At 57.8% G+C, this 21,498-nt stretch carries 16 protein-coding genes; 5 read left to right on the top strand and 11 right to left on the bottom strand.

The features are described from left to right. Positions 1-2 precede the first annotated feature (2 nt). Positions 3-1,664 (bottom strand): protein translocase subunit SecD, encoded by a 1,662-nt coding sequence (secD, locus tag GOV87_RS02800; RefSeq protein WP_171210757.1) that lies wholly within the window; start codon positions 1,662-1,664, stop codon positions 3-5. 33 nt (positions 1,665-1,697) lie between these two features. Continuing rightward, positions 1,698-1,985, bottom strand: coding sequence for a preprotein translocase subunit YajC (gene yajC, locus GOV87_RS02805; RefSeq protein WP_155151194.1), 288 nt, complete (start codon positions 1,983-1,985; stop codon positions 1,698-1,700). A 202-nt stretch (positions 1,986-2,187) separates the two neighbouring features. Here yajC and GOV87_RS02810 point away from each other — a divergent pair, with 202 nt between their 5' ends. Continuing rightward, entirely contained in the window at positions 2,188-3,849 is a 1,662-nt protein-coding gene (locus tag GOV87_RS02810; protein WP_171210758.1) for a mechanosensitive ion channel family protein, read from the top strand. Positions 3,850-3,921: 72 nt separating this feature from the next. Next, on the top strand, positions 3,922-5,214 hold the full coding sequence (gene serS / locus GOV87_RS02815; protein WP_171122132.1) for a serine--tRNA ligase: 1,293 nt from the start codon (positions 3,922-3,924) through the stop codon (positions 5,212-5,214). 54 nt (positions 5,215-5,268) lie between these two features. Here the strand turns inward: serS and GOV87_RS02820 are convergent, their stop codons facing one another. The 5 genes from GOV87_RS02820 to GOV87_RS02840 form a co-directional block, all read right to left on the bottom strand. Further along, on the bottom strand, positions 5,269-5,862 hold the full coding sequence (locus tag GOV87_RS02820) for a helix-hairpin-helix domain-containing protein (RefSeq protein WP_171210759.1): 594 nt from the start codon (positions 5,860-5,862) through the stop codon (positions 5,269-5,271). A gap of 92 nt (positions 5,863-5,954) precedes the next feature. Next, positions 5,955-6,941: a fatty acid desaturase gene (locus GOV87_RS02825; RefSeq protein ID WP_171210760.1), complete on the bottom strand. Its 987-nt coding sequence runs from the start codon at positions 6,939-6,941 to the stop codon at positions 5,955-5,957. 165 nt (positions 6,942-7,106) lie between these two features. Then, complete coding sequence (der, locus tag GOV87_RS02830) at positions 7,107-8,570, bottom strand: ribosome biogenesis GTPase Der (protein WP_171210761.1); 1,464 nt, start codon at positions 8,568-8,570, stop codon at positions 7,107-7,109. A gap of 48 nt (positions 8,571-8,618) precedes the next feature. Beyond that, positions 8,619-9,941, bottom strand: coding sequence for a PQQ-like beta-propeller repeat protein (locus GOV87_RS02835; RefSeq protein ID WP_171210762.1), 1,323 nt, complete (start codon positions 9,939-9,941; stop codon positions 8,619-8,621). Positions 9,942-9,982: 41 nt separating this feature from the next. Then, positions 9,983-10,654, bottom strand: coding sequence for a hypothetical protein (locus GOV87_RS02840; protein ID WP_171210763.1), 672 nt, complete (start codon positions 10,652-10,654; stop codon positions 9,983-9,985). A gap of 225 nt (positions 10,655-10,879) precedes the next feature. Between GOV87_RS02840 and GOV87_RS02845 the strand changes: the two genes are divergently transcribed. Beyond that, positions 10,880-12,112, top strand: a complete 1,233-nt coding sequence (locus GOV87_RS02845; protein ID WP_171122126.1) for an efflux RND transporter periplasmic adaptor subunit — start codon at positions 10,880-10,882, stop codon at positions 12,110-12,112. Continuing rightward, complete coding sequence (locus tag GOV87_RS02850) at positions 12,109-15,897, top strand: efflux RND transporter permease subunit (protein ID WP_171210764.1); 3,789 nt, start codon at positions 12,109-12,111, stop codon at positions 15,895-15,897. The genes GOV87_RS02845 and GOV87_RS02850 overlap by 4 nt, the downstream gene beginning before the upstream one ends. A 57-nt stretch (positions 15,898-15,954) precedes the next feature. Here the strand turns inward: GOV87_RS02850 and GOV87_RS02855 are convergent, their stop codons facing one another. Together GOV87_RS02855 and GOV87_RS02860 are read right to left on the bottom strand one after the other, a co-directional pair. Beyond that, the gene (locus GOV87_RS02855) at positions 15,955-17,760 is read right to left on the bottom strand and encodes an ABC transporter ATP-binding protein/permease (protein ID WP_171210765.1); all 1,806 of its coding nucleotides are present in this window, start codon (positions 17,758-17,760) and stop codon (positions 15,955-15,957) included. Between the two features lie 78 nt (positions 17,761-17,838). Beyond that, complete coding sequence (locus tag GOV87_RS02860) at positions 17,839-19,227, bottom strand: LysM peptidoglycan-binding domain-containing protein (protein WP_254447301.1); 1,389 nt, start codon at positions 19,225-19,227, stop codon at positions 17,839-17,841. 123 nt (positions 19,228-19,350) lie between these two features. On the opposite strand from GOV87_RS02860, the gene GOV87_RS02865 reads away from it, so the two are divergent. After that, a complete protein-coding gene (locus GOV87_RS02865) occupies positions 19,351-19,914 on the top strand; it encodes a TIGR00730 family Rossman fold protein (RefSeq protein ID WP_171210766.1) in 564 nt (187 codons plus the stop codon). 35 nt (positions 19,915-19,949) lie between these two features. Here the strand turns inward: GOV87_RS02865 and GOV87_RS02870 are convergent, their stop codons facing one another. After that, the gene (locus tag GOV87_RS02870; RefSeq protein ID WP_171210767.1) at positions 19,950-20,402 is read right to left on the bottom strand and encodes a host attachment family protein; all 453 of its coding nucleotides are present in this window, start codon (positions 20,400-20,402) and stop codon (positions 19,950-19,952) included. A gap of 212 nt (positions 20,403-20,614) precedes the next feature. After that, entirely contained in the window at positions 20,615-21,496 is an 882-nt protein-coding gene (locus tag GOV87_RS02875; protein ID WP_171210768.1) for a metallophosphoesterase, read from the bottom strand. Between the last annotated feature and the right edge of the window lie 2 nt (positions 21,497-21,498).

Below are 21,498 nucleotides of genomic sequence, written 5' to 3' on the forward strand. Positions count from 1 at the left end.
GATCAAACCTCGATCGTTTTCGGGCGGCGGCGTTCAAACCACATCACGATCATCAGGCGCGTCACGAAGATCGCGGTGAAGACCGAGGTGAGGATACCCAGACCCAGAGTGATGGCAAAGCCGCGCACCGGCCCGCTGCCCATGGCAAACAGGATCACGGCAGTGATGAAGGTGGTCACGTTTGCATCCAGAATGGCCGACAGCGCCTTTTCATAGCCCAGTTCGATGGCGCGGGCGGGGCCTTTGGCGGATTTCAGTTCCTCGCGGATACGTTCAAAGATCAGCACGTTGGCGTCCACCGCCATACCGACCGTCAGTACGATACCCGCGATCCCCGGCAGGGTCAGCGTGGCCCCGATCATAGACAGAAGGCCAAACAGTAGTCCCACGTTCAGGATCAACGCGATATTGGCAAAGACACCAAACAGACCATAGCTGAGCGCCATAAAGACCAGCACGGCGACGAATGCCACGATGGTTGCGACCTTACCGGCGTCGATGCTGTCTTGCCCCAGTTCCGGGCCGATGGTGCGTTCTTCCAGGAACTCCAACCCGGCTGGCAAAGCACCCGCACGCAACAGAACAGCCAAATTGGTGCTTTCTTCAACGGTGAAGTTACCGGTGATGATCCCCGATCCGCCCGGAATATGGCTTTGGATGACAGGGGCCGAGATGACCTCATCGTCCAGTACAATCGCAAAGGGCGCACCGATATTTTCCAGCGTATAGTCGCCGAATTTGCGGGCTCCGGACGTGTTGAACCGGAAGTTCACCGCAGGGCGACCGTTCTGGTCGAACGCAGGTTGCGCATCCACCAATTCTTCGCCCGTCACCACGGGCGCAGCGTCAAGCGTGTAATACACGCCATCTTCGTCGATGGACGGGACAACTTTCTCACCCACACCAGCAACCGCATCGGGGTTGGTGCCACGGCTGACAACCGGGTTAAACGTCAGTTGCGCGGTTGTGCCGATAATCTCTTTCAACTCACCCGCGCTGCCGATGCCCGGAACCTGAATCAAAATCCGGTCTGTGCCTTGACGCTGAATCGTCGGCTCTCGGGTGCCGACTTCGTCGATCCGGCGGCGAATGATCTCAAGCGACTGACGCACTGTGCGGTCGTCCGAGGCAAGCTGTTCAGCCTCGGACAATCGCACGATGATCGTGTCACCCTCGGCCCGCGCTTCGATATCCGTTGCGCCTACGCCGGTCAGCGTCTGCACCTGACGGGCCAGTCCGCGCACGACTTCCAGCGCGCGAGGCATGCCTTCTGGCTGGCTGATGCGCACCCGAATCTCGTCCGGAGCCGAATCCTGCCGGCGAATGGTGCCAACTGTGCCCCGCTCATCACGCAATGCATCGCGGATTTCCGGCCACATCGCATCCATGCGGGATTCGTAGACATCGCCAACCTGCACTTCGGCCAGCAGATGCGCGCCCCCACGAAGATCAAGGCCAAGATTGACCAGAGATGACGGCAACCAATTCGGCCATTGCCCCGCCTCGGCCTGCATCTCGGGGATGTCGATGCCAAGCTCAATTGCGGCCTTGGCATCGTTGGATTGCTCGACGCGCGTGTAAAACGCATTCGGCAGGGCCATCAGCAGACCGATCACACAGACCGCCCAGATCAGAACCCGCTTCCAGGTATCAATTTGCAGCATTACCCTGCCTTTTCAACGAGATGTCGGGCGAAGTTACTTCGCTGGCTCGGTCTTGTTCAGAACCTGCGCAATGGTCGATTTGACAACACGGACCTTGACGCCTTCTGCGATCTCAACCTCGATCTCGTTGTCGCCTTCCTTGACCTTTGACACCTTGCCGATCAGGCCACCCTGGGTGACCACCTGATCGCCCCGGCGCACGGCTTCGACCATGGCCTGATGTTCCTTCATCTTCTTCTGCTGCGGACGGATCAGCAGGAAATACATGATCGCGAAGATCAGGATCAGCGGGAGAAACTGGGCGATTGCGCCACCTTCCATGGGATATTCCTTTTGGTTTGGTCTTGCGGAAGCGCTCCGCAAATTTGGCGAGAACCTATTCTTTGAACCGCCTGTTTGCAAGGAATGGTGGCGCAGGTTTTTTCAATGATTGGCTCATATTAATCACAGTGGCAGGCCGAAGTTGCGACTGCGTTCTAGGAACACCGGATTGGATAGATATAGTTGAGCCGTGGGAGGGCGAATGACGCAATTAATCCATACCCTTGGCCTGTTTCGCCAACTGCTGATTGCAGTCTTATTCTTCGCGTTGCTGGCACCCTTGGCATTTGCGCAGGAAACGGACACGCAAACCGAAATTGCCGAAGAACAATCTGATACGTTCAAAGCCCCCGTGATCGTGGATGGCGATACGCTGTTTTTCCTAAGGGGTTCAAGCGCCCTTCCCGCGCAAGAGCGTGCCGAAACCGTTCAGGACAACATCGTCAAAGCGGCCGAATCCTCCGACAGCCCGACCGTGACGATTGCCTACGAGGAAACGGATCTTGGCACCCGCATCCTTGTTGACGGTTTTGCGGTTTCAGTGGTCACAGTCGCCGATTCCGAACTGGAACAAATGGAGCTGGACGTTCTCAGCTTCCTCCATGGTGAAGCGATCGAAGATGCAATCGTGGCATACAGGGCCAATCGGACCGACCAGGCGCGAGTGTCCGGCGCAATCGAAGCCATCGCGTGGACTGCCGGTTTTGCAGCATTCGTCGCCCTGATCCTTTGGATACATCGACGGATCAGACGCCGAACCGTAAAATTCGTGAAGCGTCATCTGAGAGATGTCGAGACCGCCACAGCCAAAAGCGTTCAGGCCGAAGCAATCGCAGCCTTAGTACGGTACGGGCTGAACTTCGTCCTGCTCGTGATTTTCTTCCTTGGGTTCTACTACTACCTGTCTTTCGTCCTGCTGGCCTTTGCCGAGACTCGTTATTTCGCCCAATTATTGCTGACGTACCTGACCGAGCCGGTTCTTCTGATCTTCAAGGGGATCATCAGCTATATCCCCAACCTGATCATGCTTGCGCTGATCTCGTGGGTGGCGATGTACATCATCAAGGGAATGCGCGTTTTCTTCGATGCCGTCGAGGCTGGCACATTCGAAATGGGCGATTTCGAGCGTCACTGGGTCAACCCGACCTTCAACATCGCCCGCGTCGTCGTCATCCTGATCGCGCTTGTGTTTGCCGTGCCTTACATCCCCGGTTCAGATTCTGCCGCCTTCCAAGGGCTGACCATTCTGGTCGGCGCGATGCTGTCACTGGGCGCAAACTCGGTCGTGTCAAACATGCTGGCCGGGTTGTTCGTGATCTATCGACGGTCAACCTCGATCGGGGATCGGATTCAAATCGGCGATCACATCGGTGATGTCGTCCAGATCAAGCTGATGGAGACACATCTGAAATCAATAAAGAACGAGCTGATCTCGATCCCCAACGCGCAGCTTATGAATTCGGATGTGGTGAACTTTTCCAAGAAAACCGACGGCAGCGGGTTGCTTTTGCACACCACCGTGGGCATCGGATACGAGGAACCGCCTGAAAAAGTTGAGGCCATGCTGATCGAAGCAGCAAGCCGCACCAAGGGGATCAAGGCCAAGCCGGAACCTTTTGTTTTATGGACGGCTTTGGCCGATTACGCGATCAACTATCAGATCAACGGATATTCGACGCGCGGCAGTATTATCCCAAAGATCCGCTCGGACCTGCATCGCAACATCGTCGCTGTGTTCAATGAGAACAACGTGCAGATCATGACGCCCTCTTACATGGCTGACCCGCCCGAACCGAAAATCCCGACCGAGGACTGGAACGGGCATCTGGCGCATGAAACCCACGAGGACACCGATAAGTCGTAACCGGTGCTACACCCCGCCTTTCAGATGGTGCATAAGCGGTTTCAGTGATTCACGCATTCAAGGACCTGAACCATGCACGACATCCGCGCCATTCGCGAAAACCCAGCCGCCTTCGACGCCGCACTTGCGCGCCGTGGGGACGCGCCGGTGTCGTCAGACCTGTTGCGGTTGGACGAAAGCCGCCGCGCCAAGATTTTGGCGGCTGAGACCGCGCAGGCCGAACAGAACAAGGCCAGCAAAGAAGTCGGCGCTGCCAAGGGTCGCGGTGATGAGGCCGAATTCGAGCGTTTGAGGGCTCTGGTCGCCGAAAAGAAGGCCGAAGTCGCCCGGATGCAGACCGAAGCTAAGGATCTGGACGCGCTGTTGACAGATCAATTGATCCGCATCGCCAACCTACCCGCCGAGGATGTGCCCGAAGGCGCAGATGAAAACGACAATGTCGAGGTGAACCGCTGGGGCACCCCGCGCGAACTGGATTTTGCTCCGAAAGAGCATTTTGAGGTTGAGGCCGTCCAAACCGGCATGGATTTCGAGACCGCTGCCAAACTGTCCGGCTCGCGCTTTGTATTGCTGTCGGGCGGCGTTGCACGCATCCACCGCGCGTTGGCGCAGTTCATGCTGGACACGCATATCAACGAAAACGAGTTGACCGAGGTCAACGGTCCCGTTCTGGTTCTGTCCGAGATGATGCAGGGCACTGGCCAGTTGCCGAAATTCGGCGAAGATAGCTATCAGACCCGTGAAGGTTGGTGGCTGATCCCGACCTCCGAAGTCTCGCTGACCAACATCGTGAACGATACGATGATCGAGGAAAGCTACCTGCCCCGCCGCTATACCGCGCATTCGCTGTGCTTCCGGTCCGAGGCAGGCAGCGCGGGCAAGGACACCCGCGGGATGTTGCGCCAGCACCAATTCGAGAAAGTTGAGATGGTCTCGGTCACGCACCCGGACAATTCCGACGATGAACAAAAGCGTATGTTGCGGTGCGCTGAAGGGATTCTTGAGAAACTGGGCGTCCCGTATCGCACCGTGATCCTGTGTACCGGCGATATGGGCTTCGGCGCACGCCGTACCTATGACATCGAAGCATGGCTGCCCGGTCAGGGCACGTATCGCGAGATCAGCTCGGTTTCGACCTGCGGCGATTTTCAGGCCCGCCGCATGAATGCGCGCTTCCGGCCCGAAGGTGGCGGCAAACCGGAATATGTCCACACGCTGAACGGCTCGGGCCTGGCGGTGGGGCGCTGCCTGATCGCGGTGCTGGAAAACGGCCAGAACGCCGATGGCACCGTCACCCTGCCCGAGGTGTTGGCCCCCTATCTGGGTGGCAAGCTGACGCTGCAACTGGACGGCACATTGGCATAAGAAAACCGACGCGCCACAGCCGCCGGTTTCTATTCGATCAAAGGCGAGGAAGGCCTACTTCTTCGCCTTTTTCTTATCCTTCTTCTTATCGCTCTTTTTGGCGTCTTTCTTCTTGTCGCCCTTTTTCTTATCGTTGTTTTTCTTATCGTCTTTCTTCTTACCGTCCTTTTTGGACTTTTTATCCTTTTTCGCCTTGGCCTTTACCTTGTCCTTGGCTTTCGAGAACACAGCCTCCATTTCGGCGCGCTTCTTGGCAGCTTTCTCAGCCTTGGCTTTGGCCTTTGCCTTCTTCTTGGCTTTAGCCTCTGCCATCGCAGCCGCTGCTTTTTCTTCGGCTGCTTTACGGGCCGCTTCCTCGGCTCGCTTTTCTGCTGCGGCGGCGGCCACGGTTTTGCGCGCGGCTGGCTTTCGGGCCGCAGGTTTTCGCGAAGGCGCACGGCGCGTCGCCGGTTTTGCGGCGGGTTTGGCTGCGAGCGCCTGTTTCGCGGCGGCGATCAGCACTGGCGCACGTGCCGCACCTATTCGAGGGACTTTGACCAGAGCGTCGGGGGTTGCCTTGGCGATGGCTTCAGCCGTTTTGAAGCCATTGGCGATCAGCAATTGGCCAAGCGCCTCACCTACTCCATTTACGTCGGTCACTGCGGTCATTTTTTGTCCTTTCAGTTTCTCCCTGCACATACGTATATACGCAGGATATACATATCCGCAAGACAGGGTAACACGTAGATCCCGCTCGGGCGTCAACTACTATGGGCAAGCCCGGCAGACCGATCCTTTTTGGGAAACGGAACAAGGCGCTTTGCGTCCTCATCCCACAATTTCAGGTTCAAGGCCGCGACCGCCTCGGGGAATTTGATACGCCGCGGAGTGTATTCCGTTGGCAGGTTATAATGACATGCACGCAGTCGATACGACGGAATACGTGCGTTGAAGTGGTGAATATCGTGTAACGTGATGCAGGCCACGGCATTGTCAAACCACCAGCCGAAATCCAGCGCCGACGATCCTTGCAACGCTGCCAGCTTGGGGTCCAAATCCGGGCGGCGGTCCCAATAAGTGTCCTCGAAATTGTGTTGCAGGTAGACAAGGAACACACCCAACATCCCGCCCAAAAGGGAAAATACAAGCCAGACCAGAATACCGGTCATTCCTGCGATCAAGTAAAGCAGCCCAAGGAACACAACAATTGACAGGTTGTGCAACAGGACACCCGTAACACCAAACCGGACTGTATTCTTGGGCCAGCGGTATCGGATGAAATAGGTAAACAGCGCGCCCACCGGGACAAGGATAAACGGGTTGCGGTAAAGGCGATAGAACAACCGCGCCTTCCAATCCGCCTCATTCCACTCGCGCACAGTCATCGTATGAATCTCGCCGGTCTCGCGATGTTCGAGGTTGCCGATTCCCGAATGATGAAGGTTATGGTTTTGCTTCATCACTTCAAACGGCGCAAACGTGAACGGAGACAGCCCATGCCCGGCCCATTCATTCTGTTGACGCGTTTCAAACAGGGAATGGTGCCCACAGTCATGTTGCAGAACGTAAAGACGCACAGCCGAGAACGCGAAGACGATTCCGGCGGGGACCATGATGTACCAGCGATCCACATAGATGATCGCCAAAGCCAGCGATGCAAAATACACCGCAAAAGTCCCGAAGTAACTTAGCGCGGCCAGACGATTATCTTGCACCGCATATTGCCTAGTGTATTCCCTCAAATCCATCACGTCCGCTCCCCACGATGGCCCGCTTCAATATGGGTTCGAAACTATGTGCGGAAACTCCGCAAACAAGCAGCGCGTGCGAAAACAAATGCACGCACCTGAATGCTAGCGCGGGGAACTCGGGCTGTCACGCCCCTGAGCCAAAAATGCTGAAAACTGGCGCAGTTACGCGCGGCCCTTGAGATGCTTTGCCAGCGCGCCCGCGTTTTTCTTGCGGCGTCCCTTATAGGGGTTCTTGTCGCCCTGCCCACGCAACGTCAGGCGGATCGGAGTGCCCGGCATATCAAAATCCTCGCGCAGTCCGTTGACCAGATACCGGTTATAGCTTTCGGGCATCTTGTCAGGGTGCGAGCACATGACGACAAATCCAGGTGGGCGGGTTTTGGCCTGAGTCATATAACGCAGCTTGATGCGACGGCCTTGCGGTGCTGGAGGTGGATGTTGTTCCAGCATTGCAGTCAGCCAGCGGTTTAGCGCAGCGGTCGGCACACGACGATTCCACACGTCATGGGCGCGCAGGATGGCGGCACGCAGACGTTCCAAACCCCTGCCCGTCTTGGCTGACACGGTAATCAACGGCGCGCCGCGCAGTTGCGGAAGAAGGCGTTCAAAGGATTCTTTGAGGTCGCGCAGCTTTTCTTGCTTGTCCTCTTCGATGTCCCATTTGTTCACGGCGACGACCACAGCACGCCCTTCGCGCTCTGCCAGATCCGCAATTCGCAGGTCTTGCTGTTCAAACGGAATAGCCGCATCCAGCAGGACCACCACGACCTCGGCAAACTTCACGGCACGCAGACCGTCCGAGACCGACAGTTTTTCCAGCTTTTCCTGCACCTTGGCCTTTTTGCGCATCCCGGCGGTGTCGAAAATGCGCATCGGGGTGCTGTTGCCATCTGGGTCGGCCCAGTCGATCCGAAGGCTGATCGCGTCGCGGGTGATCCCGGCCTCGGGGCCGGTCAGCAGGCGATCTTCACCCATGATCTTGTTGATCAGCGTGGATTTCCCGGCATTCGGACGGCCCACAACGGCGACCTGCAACGGCTTGTCAGCGGTGATGAGCGGCGTTTCGCCCTCGCCATCCTCATCTAGTTCGATATCGGTTTCCGGCGCATCATCCTGCGCCTTTTCAGCCGCAGCGTCGGCCAGAGGCATCAATTGCGCATAAAGGTCTGTCATCCCCTCGCCATGCTCGCCGGACAAACGCACCGGTTCGCCAAGACCAAGGTTATAGGCCTCAAGCACACCTGCATCCGCTGCGCTGCCCTCTGCCTTGTTGGCCGCAAGGATAACGTGCTTGGAGCGCTTGCGTAGGATTTCGGCGAACATCTCATCCGTCGGCGTCAGCCCCACCCGCGCGTCGATCATGAATAGGCACACGTCGGCCATATCCACGGCGCGTTCTGTAAGGCGACGCATCCGGCCCTGCAGGCTATCGTCAGTCGCATCCTCAAGCCCAGCGGTGTCGATCACGGTGAACCGCAGATCGCCCAAGCGCCCTTCGCCTTCGCGCAGGTCACGCGTCACGCCGGGTTGGTCGTCGACCAAAGCAAGACGTTTACCCACAAGGCGGTTGAACAGGGTGGATTTGCCCACATTGGGGCGCCCCACAATGGCGAGGGTCAGCGACATGATACTCAACTTTCAAGACTCAGACGCGCCCTTTAGCGCATCTTTCGGTCAACGGAAAGCGTGTAGATCACCTTTGGTGGACACGACATAAAGCGTCTGCCCGGCAACAACCGGTGCCGTGGTCGCACCGCCGGGTACTTCGACGCGGTGCACAAGGGTGCCGTCAACCGGGCTGAAGAACCGAAGGTATCCATCATTGGATGCAATCACCAGACGCCCCCCAGCCATGATCGGCCCGTAATGCGCCACAATGGGGCCCCGGCGATTGGGCTTGTCCTTCACAAAGCCAGGCAAGTCCTGCGCCCAGACAACTTCACCCGTCGCAGCATCCAGACGAATTAGCTGACTGCGATCACTAATTTGGAAAAGGCTGTTTCCGGCGGGCCAAACCGTATCGACCGCACCCTCATCCGCCGTCCATTTCCGCTCGCCCGAGCTTGCATCAAAGGCCACGGTCCGGCCCGAGTGGTTCCCGATAAAGATCGTGTCACTAGACACCATCGGACCACCGGTCACGTCAATGATCTGAGCTGCGGCCCGACCCCGCCGTCCTCCGGCGACCGAGGCGTTCCACCGACGGATACCGCCCTTGCGGAAGGTTGCGGAAACATCTCCAGACCCGAACGCGAAGACCGCGAATTCGGACGCGATCACAGGCGCAGGCGCGCCCAGCACATTGCCGACGCTTGGCGTGCCTTGAATCTGCCACGCGATGCGGCCGTCTTTGGTATCAATGGCCCAACCGGTTTCATCACCGGCCACAAGATACAACAGGCCACCATTCACCATCGGAGCGCCGCTGCCAGTCGCATTCAGACGTTTTTGCCACCGGATTGCCCCTGATCTGGCATCCAGCGCGGTCAGCCGCCCAAATCCCGACGAGACATATAATACACCATCGGCATAAGCGATGCCGCCGCCAGTCGCGTCCGAGTCACCGTCCGAAGCAGGAATAAGATCCGTGCTCCAGACACGCTGACCCTGGGGCGAAACGGCGGAAACCGTCGCCCCGGAATCGAGCGTGTAAATCAATCCACCGGCAACGACCGGTTCCGCCGTGATCCGCTGCTTGCGCGAGTCACCTTTGCCGATCGTTGCGGACCAGACCCGCTGTGGCGTGGCCCGAAGTTGAGCGTTCGTCGTGCGAAACGCTGCCGTTCCCGGGCTTTGCGGCCAACTTGCATTCGCCTTCTGAGCCGGCAGGCTGATTGGTTTAGACCCGCGCGTCTCGACGGTTTCCGTATCCGCCGCAGGACGGATGTCTTCGCGCGGACCGGGCAGGATGACTTCGGGTTCCTCACAAGCCGCGAGAACGGTCAGGGATACAGCCGCAACCGACAATCCAACTCGGGAAAGAAGATTTGTTACCATGGTTTTCCGAACTCGCCTGCCATTATTCGTTACGCTGCGGATCATCCCTGCCGGGCTACCAACGGTTCGGGTTCACCCCCCAGTGCCACGATCAACTGGGCTGCGCGCTGCTGAAGGTCAACGCCAATCTCGGCATCCTGCCGTAGCGCCTGCAATCTTTCGATAGCGGCGTCGACATTGCCTTCGGATATGTCGATTAGGGCCAGTTGCTCTTCGGCCAACAACCTAAGTGGAGCGCCGGGTGCGGCCAAAGCCTCGAATTGCTGACGCCGGTCCGCTACTGGCAGGGTATCGCTTTTCAGAAGCAACGCCTTAAACGTCGCAATCGCGCGGTAGATTTCCGGCAGATCACCCTGAACCGCAATCGCATTCAGGCTGTTCACAGCCTCTTCCACCGAACCGGCCTCGGATTGGGACGCAGACAACAGCATATCTACTACCGCATCGCCACCCGGTGAAGCCGCCGCGACGCTTTCCAGACTACCGGCCCGTTCAGCCGAGTCATTCTGAGCTAGCGCCGAAAGAATCGCATCGCCCAGTTCTTCGGCCTGCGACGTTGCGCGTGCTTTGCGGATTTCATTGAATGCGGCGCCGCCAACAATCAGGACAACCGCCAGCACACCAACCCATCCCCACCGGCGCAGCAGCAGAAACAGACGGTCACGGCGCACCTCTTCGGTCACCTCATCAATAAAACTGTCGACGTCGCTCATCCCTGCGCTCCGGGCTAATTCAATTACGTATGGCGCAATGTCATACCCCGGCGACCTTGCCAAGCCAAGGGTGCGATTTTGGGCATTTAAGGCGGGTTGAACACCGCTTGCGGAAAAAAACAAACCGAACTATTCAGTTCAGTGTGGAAAAGATACATAATGCGCCCCACATTTAAAATTAGGCGCCGTAGAAATCCGGGCGAAGAATTTGGGGAGAAATTCTGAATGCGTTTGATTTCAATCGTAAATGCTTTGCTGGTGGTCGTTGCACTATTCCTGCTTGTTTTTGAACGCGATACCCTATTTGCGATTGCTGGCCGGGCCGAAGCCGAGGCAAGCCCGTCATCTGCGGATGAATCCGAAGGCTCCGCATCCGAGAATCGGAATGCTATCGGCGTGGTGGCCGTTCGCTCGGTAGCGCGCGAGATTGACAGCGCCGTGTTGCTGCGCGGCCAAACAAAAGCCAACCGACAGGTCGAAGTTCTGGCCGAAACGACCTCGACGGTCATTTCGGAACCAAAGCGCAAAGGAACGTTCGTAGAATCGGGCGACCTGCTGTGTGAACTGGATCCCGGCACCCGCCCCGCCAGCCTTGCTGAGGCGATGGCAGGCAAGCTTGAGGCCGAGAGCCGCATCCCCGAAGCTGAAGCGCGTCTTGAAGAAGCACATGCCTTGGTCGCCGAAGCTCAGATCAACCTAACGGCTGCGCAGAAACTTTCGGAAACCGGGTTCGGCTCGGAAACGCGCAGGATATCCAGCCAAGCCGCAATGCGAAGCGCCGAAGCAGGCGTAAAGACAGCCGAAGCTGGTCTAGAGGCGACGCGCGCAGGGATTGAAGCGGCAACAGCCGAGGTCGCCGCCGCAGAACGGGAAATTGACCGCCAGACCATCGAGGCCCCGTTCAAGGGTCTGCTGGAAAGCGACACGGCTGAGTTGGGCAGCCTGATGCAGCCCGGATCGCTTTGCGCAACCGTCATTCAGCTTGATCCGATCAAACTGGTAGGTTTTGTCCCCGAGGCCGAAGTTAACCGCGTCATCGTAGGCTCCGAGGCCTCGGCGCAACTGGTCACAGGCCTGCAGGTTGCGGGTCGCGTGACATTCCTGAGCCGGTCCGCCGACGAAACAACCCGGACCTTCGAAGTTGAGATCACTGTTCCGAACCCCGAACTTGCCATTCGGGACGGGCAAACCGCAGACATCCGCATTTCTGCCGAAGGTGCCAAGGCGCATCTGCTGCCGCAATCTGCCCTGACGCTCAATAAAGAAGGTCAGGTTGGCGTTCGAAGCGTCGGGCAAGGCGACGTTGCCGATTTCTTCCCTGTCGAGCTATTGCGTGACACGTCGGAAGGCGTATGGGTCGGCGGCCTTCCTGAAACCGTGGACATAATCGTCATCGGGCAGGAATTCGTGACAAGTGGCGTAAGCGTTAAGCCCACCTATCGGGACGCTGCAAAATGACCGGAATCGTCAGTTGGGCTGCTGGCCGGGCGCGAATGGTTCTGGCCTTTATCGCAATCTCGCTTGTTGTGGGCGGGTTTGCCTATGTCAATTTGCCCAAAGAGGGTGAGCCCGACATTGAAATCCCTGCCCTGTTTGTCTCGGTTCAATTCCCCGGCATTTCGGCTGAAGATTCCGAGAACCTGCTGGTCAAGCCGATGGAGACCGAGCTGGCCGATCTGGACGGCCTAAAGGAAATGACGTCTACCGCCTCGGAAGGTTATGCAGGGGTCGCGCTGGAATTCGATTTTGGCTGGGACAAAACCGCGATCATGGCCGACGTGCGCGACGCGATGAACAGCGCACAGGCTGAATTCCCCGAAGGCGCTGAGCAGTATTCACTGTTCGAGATCAACTTTTCGGAATTCCCGATCGTCATCGTCAACCTGACCGGGGCTGTGCCGGAACGCACAATGGCCCGCGTCGCCAAAGATTTGCAGGACGAGCTTGAATCGCTGGATTCGGTGCTTGAGGCAGGGATTGCAGGCAATCGTGACGAACTGCTTGAGGTTATCATCGACCCGCTCCGGCTCGAGGCGTACAACGTCACCGCAGCCGAGCTGATCAACGTCGTCCAAAACAACAACCAGCTTATCGCAGCGGGCGAAGTCGAGACTGAGCAAGGAACATTCTCGGTCAAGATCCCTTCGTCCTTCAAAACAGCACAAGACGTTTATGACCTGCCGGTCAAGGTCAATGGCGACCGGGTCGTCACGATGGGCGAGCTTGCGCAGATCAACTATACATTCGAAGATCGCGAAGGCACGGCACGTTTTAACGGCGAGCCCACAATTGCCCTGCAAGTGGTCAAGCGCAAAGGTTACAACCTGATCGACACGGTCGAGGCCGTCAAAACAACCATTGCCGCAGCGCAGGCCAAGTGGCCGCCCGAGATGCAGGCCGCCATCGAACTGGGCACGTCGAACGACCAAAGCCGCATCGTCGGTTCGATGGTCAGCCAGCTTGAGGGTTCGGTCCTGACAGCCATTGCGCTGGTGATGATCGTGGTTTTGGCGTCGCTGGGTACGCGCGCGGCGCTGCTGGTGGGCTTTGCCATTCCGACATCGTTCCTGCTGTGCTTTGCCTTCCTCGCCGTGATGGGCGTCAGTATTTCCAACATCGTGATGTTCGGCCTGATCCTGGCGGTGGGTATGCTAGTCGACGGGGCGATTGTTGTGGTGGAATACGCCGACAAGCGCATCAAGGAAGGTGTTGGCCCGATGCACGCCTATGTCGAGGCAGCGCAGCGGATGTTCTGGCCTATCGTGTCATCCACGGCGACTACGCTCTGCGCCTTTCTTCCCATGCTGTTCTGGCCCGGTGTTCCGGGTGAGTTCATGGGAATGCTGCCCGTCACGCTGATCTTTGTTCTGTCTGCTTCGTTGATCGTGGCTTTGATTTATCTGCCCGTAATGGGCGGTGTATCCGGACGGCTGAGCCGTTTCTTCGACCATTCTTCCGAATGGCTGAAAGCGCGTACCCCGTGGTGGTTGCGCGTCGTGATGGTCCCCCCGTCGCTTTATATGATCTTCCTGGGGGCCATGCAGGTTCTGAACCCGGCCTATCTGCTGCCTGCGGGAGCGCCGGGTGGAATGCTCTTTGGTGCGCTTCTGTTTATCCTTGGCGCGTTTGCAGGGTCCGTGACCCTGAGCGCGGCCAAGATCGAGCGTACCCCGGATCAGCATGTGCACACGGTCCGCGAACACACACCTTTTGGCCACGTCATCAACTTCCTCGTTGGCAATCCGATCATGCCGATCGTGTCTATCGTCGCCGTCGGATTTGCCGTTGTCACGGTCATGTCCATCTATGGCAGCAACAACCGCGGCGTAGAGTTTTTCGTCGAGAATGAGCCTGAGCAAGCAACGGCATATGTCAGGGCGCGTGGCAACATCTCTCTGGCGGAAAAAGACGAGATGGTGCTGGCGGCCGAAGAAATCATCAGCGCACACCCTGCGGTCATCAATGTCTTTTCCTTCGCGGGCGAAGGTGGCCTAAGCCAGAATAATGGCGGCGCACAAGCGCCCGCTGACACGGTTGGTCGCGTTCAGTTTGAAATCATTCCATGGGAAGATCGGCCGAACGTGTCCGAACCCATCCTAGGTGGGCTGGTCGATCGGCAAACTGTTGCGCCAGACTATGACGGCGATTTCGTGCTGGATCAACTAAACGCGGAACTTGCCGAGATTCCGGGCATCATTGTTGAGATTCTGCCGCTGTCCCAAGGTCCGGCCTCGGCCAAACCGGTACATCTGCGCATCAAGGGCGATGGCTGGGAAGAGCTGACCGCGGCAACTCTGGCTGCGCGCGACGTGTTTGATAACACACCCGGCCTGATCAAGATTGAAGACACGCTGCCCCTGCCCGGCATTGATTGGCAAATAGACGTCGATGTGGCCAAGGCAGGTCGTTTTGGTGCAGATGTCGCCACGGTCGGTGCCATGGTTCAGTTGGTGACCCGTGGGCTTTTGCTGGGTGAAATGCGTCCGGAAAACGTGGATGAAGAAATTGAAATCCGCGTCCGCCTACCCGACGAAGATCGCGTTCTTTCGACCCTCGATACCCTCAAGGTTCGAACGCCGGATGGCCTTGTACCCTTGTCGAACTTTGTCACCCGCAAGCCCGTTGCGAAACTGGCCCAGATCGACCGCGTGAATCAGCAGCGGTACTACGATGTCAAAGCCGACGTAGAACCCGGCCTGAGCAAGGTGACCATAGAAGCCTCTGATGGATCGCAAGAGCGTGTGGCCGTCGTCAGAGAGTTGATCGACGACGCAAGTCCCGAAGGCACGACTGTCACCGGACCCAACGGATCCGAATACGAGGTCGTAAAGACAACTGGTGCCTTGGATGCCGAACAGATACGGTCGCAGATCACCTCGGGCGACGCGCGCATCGCGCCAATCAATCCCAATGAACGGATCGCCGTCCTGACAGAATGGCTTGAGACCGATCCGCTTGGCAGCGCAGTAAGCTGGGAATGGACCGGCGATCAGGAAGATCAGGAAGAATCCGGTGCGTTCCTCATGAACGCTTTTGCCGGTGCCTTGGGTCTGATGTTTGTCATCCTGTTGGCGCAGTTCAACTCGTTCTACAATTCCGTTCTTGTCCTGTTGGCGGTTGTTCTTTCGACCACCGGGGTCCTGATCGGGATGTTGGTCATGCAACAGCCGTTTTCGATCATCATGACGGGGACGGGGATTGTGGCCCTCGCGGGAATTGTGGTGAACAACAATATTGTCCTGATTGACACCTATCAGGAATACAGCCGCTATATGCCGCGGATTGAGGCCATTGTGCGCACCGCCGAAGCCCGCATTCGCCCGGTTCTGCTGACCACCCTGACCACGATGGCAGGCCTGACACCGATGATGTTCGGCCTTTCGCTCGATTTCATCAACGGCGGCTATTCCATCAACAGCCCCACCGCCTTGTGGTGGAAACAGCTTGCAACGGCGGTGGTGTTCGGGCTCGGCATTGCGACCGTTCTGACCCTGATCGTGACGCCTTCTTTCCTGGCGCTGCGTGTGTGGGTTTCGACCTATACGATCTGGTTGGGCAAACTTCTGGCACGCGCAACGGCGGGTCGATCCAGTCAGGTCGCGCAGGATATGGCCATAGGAAAAGCGGCGCGTCAGGCGCAAGCCACCGAGGTAATCTGGACCGACGAACCATGGACGGCGGAACTCGAAACGGACCGCACACCGGATGCACCGCCGGGCTCTCCTCTCAAAGCAGCCGAATGAATCAGAAGGGGCCGGTCAAAAACCGGCCCCCTTTTCTTTACGCCCCGCACAAGAATACTACGCGGCTTCCAAGTCGTTTTGCTGCCGGTTCCACAATTGGGCATAGCGCCCGTTTTGCTCTAGCAACTCATCATGTGTGCCTTGTTCGATGATCTCACCACGTTCCAGAACGACGATACGATCCGCCTCGGCAATAGTGCTGAGCCGGTGGGCAATCGTAATGACGGTTCGCCCTTCACCCGCGCGCGCCAAGGCGTCCTTGATGTCCTTTTCAGTGTCTGTGTCTAGCGCCGATGTCGCCTCATCCAGCAAGAGGATCGGCGGGTTCTTGAGCAACGTCCGCGCGATCCCGACGCGTTGCTTTTCACCGCCTGACAGCTTCAAACCACGCTCACCAACCTTTGTGTCATAGCCTTCGGGTAAAGTAATGATGAAGTCATGGATCTGTGCCGCCTTGGCCGCCGCTTCCACGTCGTCTTGCGTGGCATTGTCACGTCCATAAGCAATATTATAACCGATGGTGTCATTAAACAGCACGGTATCCTGCGGCACGACGCCTATGGCCGCGTGCAAACTGTTTTGGGACACATCGCGCACATCCTGCCCATCAATCCTGAGCGTTCCGCCGGTTACGTCGTAGAACCGGAACAGCAAGCGGCCAATGGTGGACTTGCCAGAACCCGTCGCTCCGACAATCGCAACCGTTTGACCAGCCGGAACGGTCAGAGATACGCCTTTCAGGATTTCCCGATCCGCGTCGTAGCCAAAGCGGACATCCTCTAACGTCACCTCTCCACCTGAAACCACCAAATCCGGCGCGTCGAGTTTGTCCGTGACTTCGGCAGGTTGTTCCAGCAAGTCAAACATCTGGCCCATATCAACAAGGGCCTGACGGATTTCCCGGTAGACCGTACCCAGAAAGTTCAAAGGTACGGTAATCTGGATCATATAGGCGTTGACCATAACGAAATCACCAACGGTCAGGGTGCCATTTTGCACGCCGATTGCCGCCAGAACCATGACACCGATCAGGCCACAGGTGATCAAGAAAGACTGACCGAAATTCAGGAACGCCAGCGAATAAGCCGTCTTTAGCGCAGCGCCCGCATACGCCTTCATCGACACATCATAGCGCTCCGCTTCGCGCGTTTCCGCATTGAAATACTTGACCGTTTCAAAGTTCAGAAGGCTGTCGATGGCGCGTTGATTGGCCTCGGTATCCTGATCGTTCATCTCGCGGCGCAGCTTCACGCGCCATTCGGTGACCGCAAAGGTAAACCAGATATACAGGGCGATCGTGACGGCCACGACCACAAGATACCAGACATCGAACAGCCACATCAGGATGATAGCCACCAGCAACAGCTCAAGAATCAGAGGACCAATCGAAAACAGCAGAAACCGCAGCAGGAACTCAACGCCCTTTACACCCCGTTCGATAATACGGCTAAGGCCCCCGGTCCGGCGCGTGACGTGATAGCGCATAGAAAGCTGGTGAATATGCCTGAACGTCTCAAGGGCCAAGGCGCGCAGCGCGCGCTGACCAACAGGTGCAAAGGCCGCGTCGCGAAGCTGTTGAAAGCCCACAGTCATCATCCGGGCCACGCCATAGGCAACGGTCAGACCAACGGCACCCAACGCCAGCGGTGGCACCCCCTCACCCGCCAGACCATCGACCGCGCCTTTATAGAGAATCGGCGTATAGACCGCGATGAGCTTTGCCAGCACCAGCATTCCCATTGCCAGTACAACACGCCGCTTTACCCAGGGTTCATCCTCGGGCCAAAGATAGGGCGCGACTTTGCGGATCGTGCGCAAACCGGATCGTTGCTCGTCGATCTCGGACATATCATCAGAATGCATAGGGGCTGCTCGTCTCATCACGTACCAATACTGCGGTCAGAGATAGACCCCCGACCCAAGAGGGCCAGAGGTACAGGTTTATTCCGGAATGGTGAAGACTTGCCCAGGATAGATCAGATCCGGATCGCGGATCGAGTCCCGGTTAGCGTCGAACAGGCGCACAAACAGTATGCCGTCACCGTACCGCTCGCGTGAAATGGCCCAAAGGGTGTCGCCTTCTTGAACGGTCACCGACCGGATGGTGGCCTGTGTCGATTGCTCTGCGGAACTGTCTGGCGCATCACTTGCGCGCAAAACTTCTAGCGGTTCGCGTTTGAACGGAGTCTCTAGGCGGCTGACGACGGTCCCGTCCGAGCCAACTTCATCCACCCGCAGGGTGTAGACACCGGGATCAACCCCCTCAAGCTCGCTGCGCCACTTTCCGTCATCCGCAGGCGGCAAATCCGCGACAAGGCGGTTGTTCAAATACAGTCGCACAACAGACCCGTCCGGTACGCGGCCTGTCAGTTCAACCTCGCCTTCGTCTGAATACCCGATCGTATCCAGCGCGACCTGTTCGGCCTCTCCTGCCTGAGACGCCGGAGGCTGCACCAGCTCCACGCCATCTTCACCTGAACGTAAAACCGTAACCTGCTGGTTCTGAACAGCTTCAGGCGCAGCTTCAGCGGTTTGCGCGGTCTGCTCCGCCTGCGGCCCAGCGGTTTGTTCAGTCTGTGGCTTAGCGGTTTGCGCGGTCTGCTCTGTCTGCGGTTCGATGGAGGCTTCGGCTGTGTCGGTCGGCGCGGCTTCGTCGATTTCTGTGTTCGACTCTTGCGCAACGTCGGTCTGTGCCTCCCCACTCTCAGAGTTTTCCAGCGCCGGTGATTCGACTTGTGGTTCTGGCAATGCCGCGATGAGGTAGTCATCGGAGCGCAGTTGTTCTTCGCCCGCATCTGTTTCCAACGTCAGGCCACGCGCGGTGTTGGAAAACGGGATACTGACGAACTCTGCGAACTGTCCGCTGCCGTCCACCGTGAAACTGTGGACAGCCTCACCGTCCAGCAGAACGCGAATTACGGCACCCGGCTCGGCGTTTCCGGACAAGACCGCATTGCCGTCCGGCTCTACAAAAATCTGGTCCAGGGTTGGTGGCGTAGCTTCCGCCGCGACCTGCGGCTGCGCTTCGCCATCCGTTGCTTCGGGTTCGGCTTGGTTCGCGGTCTGTTCAGTCGTTTGTGGCTGATCGACGGACGGCTCTGCCGGCTGCGACTCGGTCGACGTTACCTCGGCTTCTGTCGGGGTTTCCTCTTCGGCAGCTTCGTCCGGTGCTTGTGCCGCCACTTCAGTTTCTGTCGTGACTTCCTCTGGGGCAGCGTCAAAGACACCCGACCAATACGCACCACCTGCGCCGACAAGAACCAGAATACCGACAATCACAACCCAGGTGTTCGGGCCCGGGCTTTCGTTTTCCGACTTCGCGTCCATCATTTTCCTTTCACTCCGCCGCGCAAATGGTTTCAGAGCAACGCATTCTGCCAGACGGTTGAGCCAATCTATCAATCTCGCTATCAGGGGTCAAAACCCCAGATACAACCCCGGAGAAGCCCTCTTATGTCCCAGAAATCCGTCTGTGTGTATTGCGGGTCACGCAATGGTGTGAACTCAGCCTATTCCGACGCCGCCCGCACATTCGGCCAGCTTCTTGCGAATGAAGGCTGGAGGCTGGTGTACGGTGCCGGGGATGTAGGTTTGATGGGCGAGGTTGCGCGTGCCGCACAAGCCGCCGGAGGGGATACGTTCGGCGTCATCCCCGTTCACCTGCTACAGCGCGAAGTTGGCAAAACCGACCTGACGCGTTTCGTGGTCACCGAAACGATGCACGAACGCAAGAAAGTCATGATCATGAACGCGGACGCCGTCGTGGTTCTACCCGGTGGTCCGGGCTCGCTGGACGAACTGTTCGAGGCGTTGACATGGCGGCAGTTGGGCCTGCATGACAAGCCCATTCTGGTCATGAACGTGGATGGATACTGGAACGCCTTGCACGACTTGGTACAGCAGGTCATCGGTCAGGGTTTCGCAGACAGCTCTCTGGCCGATTTCATCACATGGGTCGATAGCCCACACGCGGCGATGTCTGCCTTGCGGCCACTCCTGTCCGAACCCGGTGAGTAAACGGGCGGCGTCACCGCCCGCTATGGGATTGGGTCTTAAACCGCCTGTTTCAGACGGTTGGTCAAGACCTGTTCGACTTTGTGAAGTGGATGATTGGTAAGGGTCTTGTCGACTTCGGCGACGACCTTGTTCAGAACTTCGCTGTGAAGACGTCGACGCAGCAGGCCCAGCACGTGCGGGCTCGCAACCAGAACCAAACGCTTATACGCGCCCTTCAGCCCCTTGCGGTTCAGCAGGTTGGCCACATCCTGCACAAACAGGGATTTTGCATGGGTTTTCCACTTTGCCTCCTCGACTGCCGATTTTTGGTTCGGTCCGGTGTCAGGGCGGCGCCCTGCCCGATCAGTGGGACGGGCCACAGGCGCATCGTTTTCCTCAACCGAAACAACGACCAGATTGGGGTCGTCGGCGTCGGTGATATTCTCCATGAACAGCGCCTTTTCCCCGTCGGCAATGACAACCCAAGTTCCCTGTGAAAGTGCGACCATTGTGATCTCCTGCTATGGTTTTATGTGACCATCCCTCATCCGTCAGACACAGTTATACAGTGACGCGCCCAAGGTTTTTTGCGCGTTTCCAGTCTGTTATCCATTTGATTGGCGGCTCTCTCCCTCCGCTCACCTTACGTAAGCACTGTTGCCGTCCATACAATCCCATTCGCAGTCAAAAGCGAACCGAGCGGCAGGATTCCACCCATCGGTCAGGCGGACAGGTCTACGACCGTGATTTCAGGGGTCACACCAAAACGGACTGGCAGGATCGAACATCCAATGCCTCCGGACACAACCAAATCGCGCTGACCTTCGCGAACATGACCATAGGCAAAACGGTTGCCAAACCGCGACGGTACCATGGGTGACCACCCGAACAGGCGCACTTGCCCGCCATGTGTGTGGCCCGACACTGTCAGCGCGACCCTGTCCGGGACGTTCGGGAAAATGTCGGGCTCATGGGCCATCAATACGACCGGAGCTTCATCTGTTACTTGGGTCAATGTCGCGGGTAGATCATCCAACCCCCGATATCGCCCCCGCCCTGTAACAATGGCGAGCTGATCCTCAACCCCGGCTAGCCAGCACCTTGCGCCGTCCAGTTTCACCGCGTCATTCGACAGAACCCGGATGCCATTCTCGCGCAAGGCCTCAGCATAGATATTCGGCCCACCCCCACGCCGTTGCGCAGCCAGATCATCCCACCAATCGTGGTTGCCCAAAACGGCAAAGACGCCGTGTTTTGCCTCAAGCCCGGCCAGCACAGGTGCCAGATCGGCAATCGGAACCGGTTGGGAAACCATCCTGTGCCCGGCCGTATAATCGCCCAACAGCAGAATCAGATCCGGTGCCAGCGCATTCGTGCGCTTAACAACCTGTTCGATGCGTTTCAGCCCGACATGGGGTTCCCCGACGTGTAAATCCGCCAAAACCGCAATCCGAAGCGGAGGCGCAGCCCAGTCATCACGCCGAACCCGCCAGCGCTTTACACGCAACCGAAGCGCGGGTTCGATGAAAAACCCATAGGCCGCAACAAAAAGACCTGCCAGCGTCACCGCCAGCAGGCCCTTGATAAACCCTCGACGGGTCAAGG

Source organism: Ruegeria sp. HKCCA5426, from assembly GCF_013034585.1.
In the GTDB taxonomy this organism is placed as follows: domain Bacteria; phylum Pseudomonadota; class Alphaproteobacteria; order Rhodobacterales; family Rhodobacteraceae; genus Ruegeria.